Source organism: Polyangium fumosum (genome assembly GCF_005144585.1).
GTDB classification, from domain to species: domain Bacteria; phylum Myxococcota_A; class Polyangia; order Polyangiales; family Polyangiaceae; genus Polyangium; species Polyangium fumosum.
Genome location: NZ_SSMQ01000020.1, coordinates 136,706 through 151,395, shown reverse-complemented (window position 1 = coordinate 151,395; position 14,690 = coordinate 136,706). Strand labels below are relative to the sequence as shown.

Genomic DNA, 14,690 nt, shown 5'->3' with positions numbered 1-14,690 from the left:
TCGCCAGGTTGAGAGCCCCCTCCATGGTCTTGCCACCGGCCCGTTGGAAGAACTGCGCGGAGCGCAGTTCTTCCACCCTCGGTCCAGGCCGTGCCTGGTCCGGGGTCGAGGGGGCGGACAGCCCCCCGCGGGGACCGGGGCAGCGCCCCGGCGCGACGCCTCAGCTCAGCTCAGCTCAGCTACCGAGAGCGCACGCGGATGACAGCCTTGTGCCGCAGCACGTCGAGGCCTCGCATACCTGGCCTGTGGTGGAGAGGCCTGCGCCGCAGGAGAAGCCGGGTGCGCATCCACATGAGGACGGGCCCGCGTCGATGTCCCCACCGTCGCTGTCGCCTGCGTCGTCGCCTGCGTCGTCGCCGGGGCCTGCGTCGGCATCGTTGCATCCGCATACGGAGCCGACGTGGAAGACGAGCTTGCGTGTCGCGGCCTCGCAGAAGTCTGTGTCGATGGTTTGCACGTCGCCGAGGATGGGCGGGAGGGGCGAGGGGCAGGCGAACTCCTTGCCTGGCCCTGCGTTTTCTTGGCCCTTCAGGGTGGCGAACGAGAGGACCTCGATGTTGATGCGCTCGGAGGCGGGGTTGCCTGCGTCGCGCTTGAGGACGAAGCTCGCTGGGGCGTCGCCTGTGAGGTTCACGCAGAGCGCGGCGATCTCGGCGCTGCCTTTCGTCACGACGATGCGCGCGGCGCCGGGCTTTGCGGGGGTCTCTACGGGGACGAGCTCCACGAGGAGGTAACTCGGGTCTCCCGTCACGTCGGAGCCGCAGGCTGCGATGAGGGCGCCGGTGGTTGTGACGAGCGATGCGCCTGTGGCGAGGGCGAGGGCCGCGCGCCGGCGAGGACGGGGCGTTTCGCGAACGGCGTCGGGCATCAGAACCTCACGAGGGCGGGGAAGACGCGGTCGACGGTGCTCGGCGGGGGCCCGGCCGTGGTGGGCGTCTCGGGGTTCGTGACCAGCACGATCGTCGTCACGGCGGCTGCGCCGACCACGACGGCGCCGACGGTGCCCCAGAACCAGGGGCGCTTGTAGAAGGGCGGGTCCTTGGGCTTGGGCGCTTCGACGGCCGCGGCGCGTGGCGCGGTGAGCGTGAGGGACGTGTCGCCCTGCGAGACGGTCTTCGTGACCGTGGTCGTGTCGTGGCCCTTGGCGCCGATCACGAAGACGTGTTTGCCGGGGTCGATCTCGGCGCGGCCGTCGGTGGCGAGCTTGATGGGCATGCCGTCGACGGTGACGTCTGCGTTCGCGGGGCTCGTCTGGAGCTCGATGCGGATGATCTTGCCGGAGACCTCTTCGCGGAGCTTGTCGATCTCCGTCTTGAGCGAGGGCTTGATGGGCACCTTGCGTATCTCGGCGTCGGTGACGGCGGCGTCGAGGGTGTCACGTGCCTCGACGTATCGGCCGAGGGCGCGGAGCGAGGCGGCGATGTTGAAGCGGACGCTCGTCGAGGGGCTGATGTCGTCGGACTTGCGGAAGGCCTCGAGGGCCTCGGTCCATTTGCCCTCGTCGCTGAGGGCGAGGCCCTGGTCGAAGAGGGCGCGCGCCTGGCGTTGCTCGGGCGTGGGTTTGGCGGGGCCTGCGCCGAGCGCGATGGGGGCGACGAGCAGACACGCGACGACGGGGGCGACGGCGAGCCATCGCAGGGGCGAACGGGGCATCAGTCGTAGCTCCGGACGAGAGGTCCGCCCTTCTTCGTCGGCGGAGGCGAGGACGTCGAGCCCGCCTTGGGGGCCGTCGCGCCCGCTTTTGCGGCAGGCTTGGCCGACGCGGCGAGCGGGTCCTGCGCGGCCGAGGACGAGGGCAACGCGGCCGGGATCACCGAGGACGAGGGCGCAGGCACGAAGACGATGACCGACGCGGGCGCTGCGGCCGCGGTCTGCGTGTCGTCGCCGCCGCCGCTTCGCGTGCTGAGGAGGACGAATGCGCCGCCGCCGAGCAGGAGCGTGATGAACACGGCGAGGAAGACGTGGAGCATCGACAACGCGCCCCGCGGACGCGCCGACTCCAGACCAAGCGCCTGCGGGTCGCTCTGCGCGACGCCCGGGATCGACGCGCTCGTCGTGCCGCTTTGCTCCGGGCCGATCGCGAACGGCACGTAGCTGCTCGGCGCCGGGGTGTGCCCCTGCGGCCCGGGGATCTGCGGGACCTGCCCCGGCGTGAGCGTCCCGAGGCGCGCGCTCGGCGGGGCGGGCGTCGCGAGCTGCCCGGTGGGGTGCGACGGCGGCGTGAAGGAGCCCGGGGTCAGCGTGTGGATGCGCGGCGCCGAGCTCATCTGCGCGCGCGGCGTGTTGCTCGCCACGCGCGCGAGCAGGGCCTTCCGCCATGCGCAGCGGTCCGGGAAGGTCTCGGCGATCCACGCCGCGGCGGAGGCGGCGTCGTGCGGGGCGCCGCGGGCGCGCGCCCAGGCGCGGAGATCGTTCTCCACGGCGAGGGCCGTCGGATATCGCTCGGCCCGATCCCGCGCCATCGTGCGCATCACGATGGGATCGAGCGAGGCGTGGATCGCGTCGCGCACCTGGCTCGGCGGCTCCACGACCGCGCTCTGGAGCGCCATGATCGTCTCGAGATCCGAGTTCCGCGCGAAGGGCGAGTTGCCCGTGCAGAGCTCGTAGAGCATCACGCCGAGGCTGAAGACGTCGACCGTGCGATCGACGGCCTCGCCGCGGAACGTCTCGGGGGCCATATACGGGAGCTTTCCCTTCAGCTCGCCGTGCGAGGTCTGCACCATGCGCTGCTTCGCCTTCGCGACGCCGAAGTCGAAGAGCATCGGATGGCCCGCGTCCGAGAGGATCACGTTGGAGGTCGAGACGTCGCGGTGGATGATCTCCAGCGACTCGCCTTCGAGGTTCTTCGCCTCGTGCGCGGCGTGCAGCGCGGAGGCGACCTCGGCGCCGATCCACGCGACCATCCAGTCGGGGAACGCCGTGCCGTGGTTCTTCCGGATGTCCCGCAGCATGCGCTGCAGCGGGTCGCCGTTCGCGTAGTCGAGGACGACGAAGTGGTTGCCCGTCTCGGAGCCGACGTCGATCGTCGAGATGATGTTCGGGTGCCGGATGGCCGCAGCGACGTTGGCCTCGTCGTGCAGCATCAGGATGAAGGTCTCGTCCTCGGCGAGGTACGGGTGGATGCGCTTGACCGCCACGGGCTTGACGAAGCCGCCGGGCGCGACGAAACGCGCGATGAAGACCTCACCCATGCCGCCGGACGCGAGTCGCTCTACGATCTCGTAGCGACCGAGGCGCTCGGGGACGTCCTGGGACTCCGACATGGGATCCCGAGGGTACACCTTTGCCGCTCTCGCCACAAACACCCGGCGTTGCGAGATCGGCAGTCTTTCGTTGGTCTGGCTGACCCGGCGGTCAGTGCTTCGCGTCGACGGCGCCGGGGCCGAGCAACGTGCCGCACATGGTCTTGCAGAGGATGTCGTGCGCGGCGCAGGTGCACTGGCCCTGCTTCTTCTGGTCGAGCTTCTTCTGCATCTCGGCGATGGTGAAGCCGGCCCGCTTCTCGACCTTCTGGACGGTCCACTTGTCCCGGATCTGCCACGGCGTGCGCGGATCGGTGGCCTTGCCATCGGCCTCGGCGCAGCAGCGGAAGCTCAGAAAATAATAATAAAAATCCTCGTCGTGTGTGTAGACCTTGGGGCGGCACTGGTTGCGGACGCCCTTGTACCAGGGGCCGCCGGTGTGGACGCTGTCGTAGAGCGCGTGCCGCGAGCCTTTGGGTTGCTCGCTCGCGACGACCTCGTCGGTGTTCGCCGGCATGTCGGCGACGCCAAACGCGCTGATGCAATTCGGCTGCGAGCCGCTCGGGACGCCCTTCCAGAGGCGCGCGAGCTCGTCTCCGTCCCGCGCCGCGACCTTCTTCATGTTGGGATCGTCCCAGAGGTGGTCACCGTTGCACTTGGCCGCGTCGCGCACGTAGCCGTGCGGGAACGGCTTCATCTCGGGGCCCTCGCAGGCGAAGTTCCACTCGGACTCGGTGCACATGCGCTTGCCCACGGAGGCGCACTTGATCTGCGCCTGGTGGAAGCGGTTCATCACCTCGGGCCGCACGCCCTTCTGGTTCGGCCATTCGTAGGTGTCGACGCAGTAGCGCTTCTTCACCTTCTTGCCGACGCATTTGCTCGTCGGCTCGAACTCCTCGCAGACGGTCTTCTTGTTCGATTTGTCGAACCAGCTCTTCTTGCACTTGTGCTCGACCTCGGTGCAGTACTCGCCCTCGACGAGCTGCATGTCGGGCGGGCACGCCGAAGGCTCGGCCGAAGGCACGGGCGTGGGCGCAGGCGTGGCCATGGCGCTCGTCGCCGGCGCAGGCTCGGCCGTCTTGCCGGTCGCGTCCGGGGGCGCCGCGTCGGCGGGCTTTTCGGTGGGGATGGCGGCCGCAGGGGGCGGCGCGGGAGGCGGGGGCGGCGGCGGAGAGCCGCCCATCACGGGCTCGGGAGCAGCGGCGGAACACGCGGCGACGAAGACGAGGGCCGCGACGATCGAAGGGAGGGACGAGACGATCCGCATACCCGCCCTCCCATAGTCGAGCGGGGATCGGGCGCCAGCCTCATTTCGGCGGGACGGGCGGCTCGTCGTCGGGCTGGATGCAAGCCGAGAGGTCGAAGAGCATGAAGAGCAGCGCCTCCTCCTGCGGCGAGAGATCCGTCGTCTTGCACCCGTTCGGGAACGCAGCGCCGATCTCGTCGCCCGAGGAGACGTGAATGTCGCTGAAGACGACGCGGCCGCACTGGTTTTCCTCGGGCACGCCGATGGGCGTGTTGAACGTGAGGTACTGGACCGAGCCCGGGTTTTCTCCGTAGATCCAGCGGCGCGAGACGGCCGGATTGACCTCGTCGACCGTGTGTTGTCCTTCCTTGATGACGAGCTCGCCGGGGGTGGTCGAGGCGTTCACGTTGACGAGCCAGTCGCGGAGCGCGGCGCCCTTGGGGAAGGTGTCGTCGATCTTCGCGGTGAAGGGGTTCGCGAGGTCGGCCTGGTGGTTGAAGACGGCCGTGTCCGGGAAGGGATCGGGGCCTTCTTCGAGCCAGTAGTTGTGCCAGTGCGAGGCGAAGATACGCCCGCCCTGGGAGGCGTAATCGAACATGGCCTGCCGCGCGGCCTGGGGCTTTTGCGAGCCGTTCTGCGCGGCCTCGCAGGCCATGAGGACGACGTCGTACTTCTTGAGGCTGTCGACGTTGGCCCAGAGCGTGGTGGCAGCGGCGAACGAGGCGCCGCCGTTGAGCGACGCGGCGTACTTGTTCGAGCCGCCCGGGCCGGAGAAGAGCTGGACGCGGCCATTGCCGTCCGCAGGCGTGAACTCGGCGTCGTCGATGCCGATCTTGCGCAGGAGGCACTCGAGCGGATCGGCGCCGCCCGTGGTGAGCGCGATCCGCGGGAGATCGCCCTCGGACTGGTTGCGCGGCAGGCGCGTGACGTTGGCGTCGGTGAGCGGGTTGTCGACGCACTCGACGACGTCGGGCAGGACGATCTGCCGGCGCCACTTGCCAACCTGGATCACGAGCGGGATGTCCTTGCCGACGGGGACGTCCTCCAGAACGAACCTGCCTTGGGTGTCCGTCAGCGCGGTGACCACCGGGTCACCGGAGAGCACGGAGCCGCATTGATCGCAGCTCGCGCCTTCGGGGAGCGGCTTGAGCGGCTCGTTCGGGATGTAGACGGTGACGTTGTAGAGCGGGGTTTTGCCGGCCGGATCGTAGACCTTGCCGGTCACCGTGGTCTTGGCGCCGCCCGCGCAGTTCACCTGCTGGCATTCGAGGTTCGAGCAGGGGGGCCCGCCGCCCGTGAAGATGCCGCCGACGCCGTCGGCGCCGGTACCGCCCTGGCCCATGCCGCCCATGCCGCCCTGGGCCGTGCCCGCCGATCCGCCCGAGCCAGTGGGCGTGGAGCTGCCACCCCCACCACAAGCGCCCGCCGAAAGCCCGACGAGGATCGCCAAGGTCGCGCCGATCCCCACGCAAACCGCGTGTTTGCCTCTCATGTTGCTGCCTCTCTCCCGGCGCCGCGGCGCCAAGCAAAGAACCCGAGCGAGGGCCGAGCGAAGCAGCGATCGCAGCTCACCCGGCCGTCCGCATTCTGCATCAGCCGGGAGAGCGCTGCATCGCCGTCACGTGACGGACAGGAGATGCGACCTTCGGAGGACGCCGCCTCGAAGGGGAGGCAACGTCCGGGGAGTGAATCGTAGTGCCCAGGGTCGGAATCGAACCAACCACACGCGGATTTTCAATCCGCTGCTCTACCAACTGAGCTACCTGGGCGAGGTCCGCGTTCGCTCTGACGAGCTGCGCAGGCCGCGTACGTTACGCGGAACGTCACCTAAGTCAAGCGTCCAATCGTTCTTCCGCGACAACTTTTTCATCTGCGGGGACGGGCAGCAGGTTCGGGGCCTCCGTCGAAGGGTGTTTCGCGGGGTGTTTCGCGGGGTGTTTCGCGGGGTTTTCCGCGGGGGTTTCCACAAGGGCGTCGATCGGCGCCGGGGGCTCGGCGTCGTCGTCGGCAGGAGATGCGGGGAGCGAGGCCGGGACGACAGGCTCGTTCGTGGTGGGAGTTTGGGAGGGAAGCTCGGCTTGTCCGAGCGGAGCCCCCAAGCGTTGACGAGGGAGGACACGATCGACGTGGCGGATGGCCGACGCGAGCCAGGAGGCGCGGAGGAACAAGACCGCCAGCACGGATGCTTGGTGCACCAAGAAGGCGGCGAAGACCTGCGCCTTGCGCTCGACGCCGATGCGGGAGCCGAGGACGACCGCGGCGCCGAGGAGCACGGCGCCGAGCGCAGCGCGCCAGGACCAGCCGGCGAGGAGCGCGAGCGGCGCGCTGCGAACGGCTTCGAAGGCGCGCTTGATGGAGGCGCGCATGCCGAGCTCACCACGGACGGCCGCGGCACGCGCGATGTCGTGGAAGACGGAGACGAGCAGGACGAGGACGATCGCGGCGGCGACGAAGCCGATGCGCACCTGATCCGCGGCGCGCAGGTCGATCGTCTCGCGGCGCGCGACGGCGTTGCCGATGGCGATCAGCACGCCGCCGAGGAGCGCCTCGACGAGCGCCGCAGCGCCGAGCAGGAGCGAGAAGGTGCCGAGGGGGCGGAGCGCCCACGCGCCGAGATCACGGGCAGCGACGCGGCCCTTCGCGCCGAGCGCGCCGAGGAGCGCAGCGAGCGGCAAGAGGCCGAGGAAGCTGACGAGGACGAGGAGCAGGAGCGTGCTCGCGGTCGCAGGGCGGAGGCCTCCGCTCGAACGGCGCAACGCTTCGAGGAGGAGCAGGCCGCCTTGATCGAAGAGGACGGCGTCGCCGCGCGGGTAGCCGGAGACGGCGCCGCCGAGCGTGAGGGCGAAGGGCCACGCGAGCAGGAAGGCCGCGACGAGGCGGAAGGCGTAGACGAGCAACACGACGCCGGGGCGCCTGCGCGCGAGAGGTCTCTCTTCGATCGTGCCTTGCGCGTGGTTCATGGTGCTCACGGAGCGAGGAGCCAGAGGAGGAGCTCGGCGCCGAACATGCCACGCTCGAGCACACGCGAGCCGACCCCGCCGCCTCGCTCGTTCTGCGCATTGTTCAAGAGGTCGTCGTCGAGCAGCACGCGATGCTCGGGATCGATGACGGCCCCGACGAGCCGCAGCTCGCCCTCGTAGTCGACCTCGTGCGTGACGCCCTTGCCGTCCCAGCGCACGCGCTTCGTCGAGCCGTCCTCCATCACGAGATCGATGTCGACAGGGAAGACGAGCGTGCCGCGGCGCCGGACGAGGACACGGCCGCGGTAGCCGTACGTGTCGAGCACGGGCGCGGCGGAGGGCTTGTCCGGATCGCCGAAGATGCCGCCGAGCGGCGCCATCCGGTTCGAGCCGATCTCGGCGACGGAGTAGTCGACCCAGCCGCGCTCGAAGATCGCCTGGCGCGCGGTGAGCTCGGCGTCGGGCCCGAGCGTGTCGCGGAGGACGCCGAGGAGCTCCTCGGGCCCAGGGTGGCGGAAGCGGTAGCGGCGCGTGTAACGGCCGATCGCCTCGCGGACGCGATCCGGGCCGTAGACGCCCGCGAGCGTGTTCAAGATGGTGCCCGTGCGCGAGTAGACGAGCGAGCCGTAGTCGCTGCCGCTCGCGAAGCGCGCGGCGGACTGCGCGACGGCCTCGTTGTGCTCGACCTCGGCGGCGGCGACGCGGTAGGCCGAGGGGAGCGCGACGCCGAAGCCCCCAGGCAAGCGCAGCGCCGAGTTGCCGGGCCAGCGCGCCTCCATGGACTCGCCTTCCGCGTACGTGTTGAGGCCCTCGTCGAGGAACGGGAAGGCATGCTCGTTCGTCGCGACGAGCCCGTAGAACCACTGATGCCCGAGCTCGTGGAGGGTCACGCCCTCGATGGCGCGCGCGCCCGTCTCGGGTGTCCACCACGCGCCGCCCGTGGTGATCAGCGTGGGGTACTCCATGCCGCCGGCCTCGCCGGCGCCGCGCGGTGGATGCACGATCGTGACCGTGCCGTACGGATACTTTCCGTACGCCGCGCCGAAGTGCTCGAGGCCGAACCGGACCGCGTCGAGCTCGATCGTCGCGACGCGATCGAAGCCCGGCGGATAGAGGCAACGAAGCGCGACGCCGTCCGCCGTCGTCGCCGTGACCTCGCGGAAATGATCCCACGCGGTGAACGCGAAGTCGTGCACGTCCTCCTGCAGGAAGCGGCGCTCGACGCGGCCGCCGTTCGCGGTCTCCTTGTCGAGCCTGCCGGTCGCGCCGATGACGTAGCCCTCGGGCGCGTCGATCGTGACGTCGTAGTTGCCGTAGTCCGCGTAAAACTCCGAGAAGCGATAGAACGGGAAGTGCGCCCAGCGCCCGTCGGGCTCGATCTTCGCGAGCTTGGGGAACCACTGCGCGACCATGTGGAAGCTGTCGTCGAACCCGGTCCGCAGCGTGACGCTCGGCAGATCGGAGACGAACGCGACGTCGAGCGTGAGCGTCTCGCCCGGCTCGATCGCGCGCGGCAAGGGCACGCGGATGTCGGTTTCGTCGTCGGGATCGCCGGGCGTGTGGCGATCGGCCTTGTCCCAAAGCTCGCTGTCGAGCTCGCGTGCGAAGAGCTTCGAGACGCGGATCCAACCGTAGTCGGCGAGCGCGCCGCCGCCGCGGAAGCCGCGCGCGCGCTGCCGCATGTAGTTCGTCTTCTCGTTCTTGAAGGCGTTCAGGTAGAGGTGCAGCCAGATCTCGCGCTGCGGGATGCGCGAGGCGTTGCGCCAGACGATCGTGCCTTCGCCACGCACCTGGTGGAGCGTCTGATCGAGCGTGGCGCGCAGCGTGTAACTCGCGACGGGATCGGCGTGCGCGGCCATGGGCTCGGCGGCGAACGCAGGGAGCGCGCCGGAGCCAGCGTTGCTCGGAGGGATCACGGCCTCGGCGAGCTCGACGCCCGCCGCCGCGGGAGGCTCTGCCGAGACGCTCGTGGTCGCCGCGAGCGCCGCGCCGTAGGTCGCGCCGAGGCCCACGGCGATGGCGAGGGCCGTCCGGCCCCACCCACCCCGCCCCCCCTGTCGTTGGTTCATCGTCTTCCTCTTGGGAACGTCGCGAGGTCGAGCTTGTGCGCCACGAGCAAATCGTGGACGACCCGCAGCACCTCGATCGTCGGCAGGCCCGTGGCGCCGATGATGTCTTCGATCGAGGCCACGCCGTCGATCGACGCGACGATCATGCGCCCCCGCTCGTCGAGGCCACGCGCGAGCTCCTCGACGGAGGCCTTGAGCCGCGGCACGAGGCTCGTCTCGCCGATGCGCGCCATGTACTTCTGCTTCAGCATCTGCCGCGAGCTCTCGGCGTAGCTGAACGCGCCGATGTTGTCCGGCGCGTCCGCGAGGATCGCCTCGGCGAGCGCGAGCGCGGCGCGATGATCCCCAGCCTCGTAACGTGCACGCACCTCGTTGAGCCGCTCGCTCACGGGCACGCTCGGCACGGGTGAGGAGCGCTCGCCCGACATGAGCGATTCGGCGCTGCGTGATCCCGTCTCGGATCCACGCCTGCGGTGCGACGGACGTCCTGCGTTGCTCGGCGGCGCAGGCGGCGGCGCATCCATCGTGGGCTTCACGGTCCGCGGCGGCGTGAGGCGTGACGCGATGCGCGGACGCTCGTCGATCGGGCGAGGGCGAGGTGTCTCCTCGGGCGTCGGCGTCGGCGTCGGCATCGGCGCAGGCGGGGGCGCGGGCACACGCGCGCGCACGGGTTCGTCCGCCGGGCGTGAGCGCGGAGGTTCCGTCGGGTGCGAGCGCGGAGGTTCTTCCGTCGGGCGCGAGCGCGGCGGCTCGGTTTCGAGCGTCCGCGGCGGCGGCTCGGTCTCGATCGTGTCGCGCGCGCGAAAGAACTCCACGCCGAGCTCTTCGAACACGGCGTCCGCGGTGTCGAGCGCGCGCGCCGTGAGCGACGACGACGACTCGCGCGCGGCGATGCCGCGATAGAGCGGCTCGTGCTCTTCGAGCAGCCCGGGGGCCACGCCCGGGAGCGTGTCCTGATCGAGCATCGGCGGCGGCATCGTGGCGAGATCGTCCTGCCGCATGTCGAGCGTGTCGTCGCCGCGCGGCGGCATCGTCTTCGCGTCGTCCCGCTGCGGCGGCTCGGTGTCGTCGCCGCGCGGCGGGATCGTCTTCGCCTCGTGGAGCGGACGCGGCGGGATCGTGTCGTCTCCGCGCGGCGGGATCGTCTTCGCGTCGTCGCCGCGCGGCCGCACCGTGTCCACGTCGCTCGCCGGCGGCGGGATCGTCTCGGCGGCCGCGGAGCCCGCGCGCGGCTCCTCGCTCGCCTCGGGCCGCATCATCTGCGCGACGAGCTGCTCCATGGGAACGGGCGGCGGCAACGTCTCGCGCTCCTGGATGAACTCCGGCAGCGGCTCGGCGTCGCCAAACGAGACAGAGACGACGGGCTGCGGCGGACGCACGGTGTCGCCGGCGAGGCCGAGGCCCCGCGGCACGACCGGCTTGCGCGCGCCGCGATCCGCGGCGCCCTTGCCTTCCGGGTCCTGTCCCTGGTCTCCGGTCTCTTCGTTCGATCGTTCGGGAGGCTTTTGCGACATCACACCCCGACCAAGCGTCGCGCCGTGCTCACCCTTGCGGCCTGGCGATGACGCCCTTGAACATCCGGTGCGTGCGGGCGAGCGAGTCCATCTGACCACGAAGCGCGGTCAAATCCTTACGGGCGATCGCTTCGCGGCAACGCTCGAGGATGGCGCGCGCCTTCTCGATGGCGTCACGCCCGAAATCGCTGGACTGAACGATGGCCTGTACCTTCGGGAACATCTTCTCGATGTCCGCGATGACCTTCTCGGCTTCCTGCTTGACCCCTTCGAATTCGTCGTTCGAGCGACGCTCGACGAGGTACTCCTTGGCGGCCTCCATCATCGCGCCGACCTCCTCCTTCGTGAGGCCGCTGGAAGCCGTGACCTGGATCGACTGCTGCTGGCCGGTCTCGAGGTCCTTCGCGCCGACGGAGACGATGCCGTCGCTGTCGATGGCGAACGTCACCTCGATCTCGACCTGGCCCTTCGGCGCGCGCCGGAGCCCCGTGAGGACGAACTCGCCGAGCAGCTCGTTGCCCTCGGCCTGCGCGCTCTCGCCCTGCATGACCAGGATCTTCACGGCCGTCTGGTTGTCGCGGCTCGTCGTGAAGATCTTCGACCGGCTCGTGGGCACGGTCGTGTTCATCGGGATGAGCTCATCGAAGTTCGACCCGTGCGTCATGATGCCGAGCGCGTGCGGCGTGACGTCGAGCAGCACCATCTGCTTCGACTCGTCGACGAGCGCAGCCCCCTGCACGGCCGCGCCGAGCGCGACGACCTCGTCGGGGTGCACGCCCTTGCAAGGCTCGCGGCCGAAGAATTGGCGCACGGCATCCTGCACGCGCGGCATGCGCGTCATGCCGCCGACGAGGATCACGTCCTCGATCTCCTCGCGCTCGATGCGCGCGTCCTCGAGCGTCTGGCGGCAGATCTCGATGCAACGATCGACGAGATCGCCGCAAAGCGACTCCATCGAATCACGCGTCAGCGTGCGCTGGAGGTGCAAGGCCTCGTTGCGACCGCTCGAGATGATGAACGGCAGGTTGATCTCGGTCTCGCGCACGCCCGAGAGCTCGCACTTGGCCTTCTCGGCGGCGTCCTTGAGCCGCTGCAGGGCCATGCGATCCTGCCGGAGATCGACGCCCGTCTGATCGCGGAAGCCCTGCACGAGCCAGTCGATGATCCGCGCGTCGAAGTCCTCGCCGCCGAGGAACGTGTCGCCCGCCGTCGCGATGACCTTGAAGACGCCGCCCGCGCCGATCTCCAGGATGGAGATGTCGAACGTGCCGCCGCCGAGATCAAAGACCGCGATCGTCTTCTCGACGTTGCGCTCGAAGCCGTACGCGAGCGCGGCGGCGGTCGGCTCGTTGACGATGCGGATGACGTCGAGCCCCGCGATCTGCCCCGCGTCCTTCGTGGCCTGGCGCTGGCCGTCGTTGAAGTACGCGGGCACGGTGATGACGGCCTTCGTGACGGGCTCCGAGAGGTAGTCCTCCGCGAAGAGCTTCATCTCCTGAAGCACCATCGCGCTGATCTCGGGGACCGAGTAGGTCTTGTCGCGGAGCTGGATACGCACGTCGCCGTGCGGCCCCTCGACGATGCGATACGACGCCGAGAGCATCGCGTGCTTGACCTGCGAAGACGAGTACTTGCGCCCGATGAGGCGCTTGGCGGCGTAGACCGTGTTCTCCGCGTTCGTGATCGCCTGCCGCTTCGCGATGTGACCGACGAGGCGCTTGCCGGCCTCGGTGATCGCCACCATCGAAGGGGTCGTCTTGTATCCGCCGCGGTTGGGGATGACGGTCGGTACGCCGTCCTCGACGATGGCCACGCACGAGTTCGTGGTGCCGAGATCGATTCCGATGACGCGCTCCATCGATTCAGGTGCTCCGTGGAGGGGGGTGCCGGGGAGAGTCGTGCAAAAGTACGGCGAGACCGCTGCCGCCGGGGATCATTTCTCCGGTTCGCCGCCGTCTGGTTTCTTCATCTGCGCGCGAAGCTGCGCGATCGCCTCCCGCATCCTAGCATCGTTCGGCGAAAGCTCGGCGGCGCGCTCCATCTCGACGCGCGCGGTCGTCTCCAGCCCGGCCGCCATGTAGGCCCGCGCCAGGGTGAGCCTGTACTCGCCGACACCAGGCGCGAGCTTCACCGCGCGCCGGGCGAAATCGATGGCGCGGCGGTTGTTCTGGCCGCTCTTGAGTGTGCAAAACGCTACGCGCTCGTGAGGCCGGGGGTCGTCTCCCCTCGCTTTGCAGACATTCGCGAAGCTCATGGCCGCCTCCGACCAGCGCCCCTGGCTGGCCTCGTACTCGGCCTGCCGCAAAAATCCCTCCGCGAGCTCCGCCGCCGCTTGCTGCTGGGCCTCGGTCGCCTTGCGCACGAGGCCCTCGTCCTCGGGCGCGAGGGCCACCGCGAGCCGGTAGGCGTTCGCCGCGGCCGCGAGATCTCTCCGCTCGAGCGCCACCTTCGCCGCCAGCACGTACCGCTCGAGTTGCAGCCGCCGTGCCTCGTTCCGCGTCGCATCGTAGCGGCGGAAGGGATCCGTCGCGGGCTGGGAAGGCGTCGCGGGCACGGCCGAACTGCCGGCCATGTCGGGCATCGCGCGGCGGAGCGAGTGGCTCGCGAGCTTCGCGCTGAAGGACCGGCGCATCCGCACGCTCTCCGGGCTCCCGCTCGGATCCTCGCCGACGAGGCGCCCGGGCAACGTCGGAGGCCCGCTCCCCGGCGCATCCTCGGCCGCCGCGACGACCGCGGGGATGTCGGTCGGATCGTGCTCCAGGAGCGCGGCCATCGTCCGGTTTCGCCGCGTCTGCTCGAGGTACGCGTCGTACTCCGCGCGGCGCTGCTTCGACGTGAGCACGTCGTGCGCGAGCGTGAGCCTGTCGAAGATCGCCTCGATCCGCTGCTTGAACGTGCCGAGCTTCTTCCGAAAATACTTGTCGGGATGGAACTCCGGCGCGAGCACCCAGTACGCGCTCTTGATCTGCTTCTTGTCCGCGTCGATGGCGACGCCGAGCAGCTCGTAGTGGTTGCGGTCATCGAGCGCGTTGAAGAGCTCGATGACCCGCTTCTTCTTTGCGTGATCGAGATCGACGGGCTCTTCGAGCTCCGGATCGACGATGCGTGGCTGCTCGACCGTGAGGTCAATCGCGCGCCGCGTCGCGGGCGGCGCGTCGACGCCCGTGTCGGTGCCGCTGCGACGCTCGGCCGAGAGCTCGATGCTGCGCCGGGTCGGCGGCGGCAGTTCCGCGAGCGGCTCGAAGCTCCGGCGGCTCGCGGGCGGCGCATCGACCGTCGGCTCGAACCTGCGCGACGACGGCCCTGCGCCGAAGCTGCCTTCGAAGCTGCGGCTCGGCGGACCCTCGGTTCCCCGGCTCGACGCGGTGCCCGAGGCCGGCGCCACGCTCGGGTGCGCGCGACGGGACACCGGGGCCCTCGGCTCGTTGAAGTCGACGGCGCCGAGCACGAAGAGCCGATCCAGCGCAGTCGTCACCTCGGCTTGCGAGAGACCGGTGATGAGCGAGAGCTCACGCTCGCTCACCACGCCGTCGATGCGCGAGAGCAGGTAAGCCTCGTCGGGCCTGAGCGGCAGCGACTTGATGTCGCACCCGGGCACCGGCCTAGGAACACGCACCATGGGGGAACCGGACGTAGCGGACGCGAAACCGAGCGTTCAG

At 69.8% G+C, this 14,690-nt stretch carries 10 protein-coding genes and 1 tRNA gene; all 11 read right to left on the bottom strand.

Annotated features, from left to right (window positions below):
• Window positions 1–175: 175 nt before the first annotated feature.
• Complete coding sequence (locus E8A74_RS20665; protein WP_136930754.1) at window positions 176–868, bottom strand: hypothetical protein; 693 nt, start codon at window positions 866–868, stop codon at window positions 176–178.
• On the bottom strand, window positions 868–1,653 hold the full coding sequence (locus E8A74_RS20660; protein WP_136930753.1) for a tetratricopeptide repeat protein: 786 nt from the start codon (window positions 1,651–1,653) through the stop codon (window positions 868–870). Before E8A74_RS20660 ends, E8A74_RS20665 begins: the two co-directional genes overlap by 1 nt.
• Window positions 1,653–3,263 carry a serine/threonine protein kinase gene (locus tag E8A74_RS20655; protein WP_170229251.1) on the bottom strand — a complete coding sequence of 537 codons (1,611 nt, stop codon included), beginning with the start codon at window positions 3,261–3,263 and terminating at the stop codon, window positions 1,653–1,655. Before E8A74_RS20655 ends, E8A74_RS20660 begins: the two co-directional genes overlap by 1 nt.
• A gap of 91 nt (window positions 3,264–3,354) precedes the next feature.
• The gene (locus tag E8A74_RS20650; RefSeq protein ID WP_136930751.1) at window positions 3,355–4,509 is read right to left on the bottom strand and encodes an SUMF1/EgtB/PvdO family nonheme iron enzyme; all 1,155 of its coding nucleotides are present in this window, start codon (window positions 4,507–4,509) and stop codon (window positions 3,355–3,357) included.
• Window positions 4,510–4,549: 40 nt separating this feature from the next.
• Window positions 4,550–5,980, bottom strand: a complete 1,431-nt coding sequence (locus tag E8A74_RS20645) for a carboxypeptidase-like regulatory domain-containing protein (protein ID WP_136930750.1) — start codon at window positions 5,978–5,980, stop codon at window positions 4,550–4,552.
• Window positions 5,981–6,184: 204 nt separating this feature from the next.
• Window positions 6,185–6,257, bottom strand: a tRNA-Phe gene (locus E8A74_RS20640).
• 63 nt (window positions 6,258–6,320) lie between these two features.
• The gene (locus tag E8A74_RS20635; RefSeq protein WP_136930749.1) at window positions 6,321–7,448 is read right to left on the bottom strand and encodes a hypothetical protein; all 1,128 of its coding nucleotides are present in this window, start codon (window positions 7,446–7,448) and stop codon (window positions 6,321–6,323) included.
• A gap of 5 nt (window positions 7,449–7,453) precedes the next feature.
• Window positions 7,454–9,517, bottom strand: a complete 2,064-nt coding sequence (locus E8A74_RS20630; RefSeq protein WP_232379676.1) for a M1 family metallopeptidase — start codon at window positions 9,515–9,517, stop codon at window positions 7,454–7,456.
• On the bottom strand, window positions 9,514–11,031 hold the full coding sequence (locus E8A74_RS20625) for a hypothetical protein (RefSeq protein WP_136930748.1): 1,518 nt from the start codon (window positions 11,029–11,031) through the stop codon (window positions 9,514–9,516). The genes E8A74_RS20630 and E8A74_RS20625 overlap by 4 nt, the downstream gene beginning before the upstream one ends.
• Window positions 11,032–11,059: 28 nt before the next feature.
• Window positions 11,060–12,889, bottom strand: coding sequence for a molecular chaperone DnaK (dnaK, locus tag E8A74_RS20620; RefSeq protein WP_136930747.1), 1,830 nt, complete (start codon window positions 12,887–12,889; stop codon window positions 11,060–11,062).
• Window positions 12,890–12,964: 75 nt separating this feature from the next.
• Window positions 12,965–14,650, bottom strand: coding sequence for a J domain-containing protein (locus E8A74_RS20615; RefSeq protein WP_136930746.1), 1,686 nt, complete (start codon window positions 14,648–14,650; stop codon window positions 12,965–12,967).
• Window positions 14,651–14,690: the final 40 nt, after the last annotated feature.

Coding starts and splice junctions, on each gene's coding strand:
- E8A74_RS20660 (WP_136930753.1), bottom strand. CDS start 1,653: ATGCCCCGTTCGCCCCTGCGATGGCTCGCCGTCGCCCCCGTCGTCGCG.
- E8A74_RS20665 (WP_136930754.1), bottom strand. CDS start 868: ATGCCCGACGCCGTTCGCGAAACGCCCCGTCCTCGCCGGCGCGCGGCC.
- E8A74_RS20625 (WP_136930748.1), bottom strand. CDS start 11,031: ATGTCGCAAAAGCCTCCCGAACGATCGAACGAAGAGACCGGAGACCAG.
- E8A74_RS20645 (WP_136930750.1), bottom strand. CDS start 5,980: ATGAGAGGCAAACACGCGGTTTGCGTGGGGATCGGCGCGACCTTGGCG.
- E8A74_RS20630 (WP_232379676.1), bottom strand. CDS start 9,517: ATGAACCAACGACAGGGGGGGCGGGGTGGGTGGGGCCGGACGGCCCTC.
- dnaK (WP_136930747.1), bottom strand. CDS start 12,889: ATGGAGCGCGTCATCGGAATCGATCTCGGCACCACGAACTCGTGCGTG.
- E8A74_RS20615 (WP_136930746.1), bottom strand. CDS start 14,650: ATGGTGCGTGTTCCTAGGCCGGTGCCCGGGTGCGACATCAAGTCGCTG.
- E8A74_RS20650 (WP_136930751.1), bottom strand. CDS start 4,509: ATGCGGATCGTCTCGTCCCTCCCTTCGATCGTCGCGGCCCTCGTCTTC.
- E8A74_RS20655 (WP_170229251.1), bottom strand. CDS start 3,263: ATGTCGGAGTCCCAGGACGTCCCCGAGCGCCTCGGTCGCTACGAGATC.
- E8A74_RS20635 (WP_136930749.1), bottom strand. CDS start 7,448: ATGAACCACGCGCAAGGCACGATCGAAGAGAGACCTCTCGCGCGCAGG.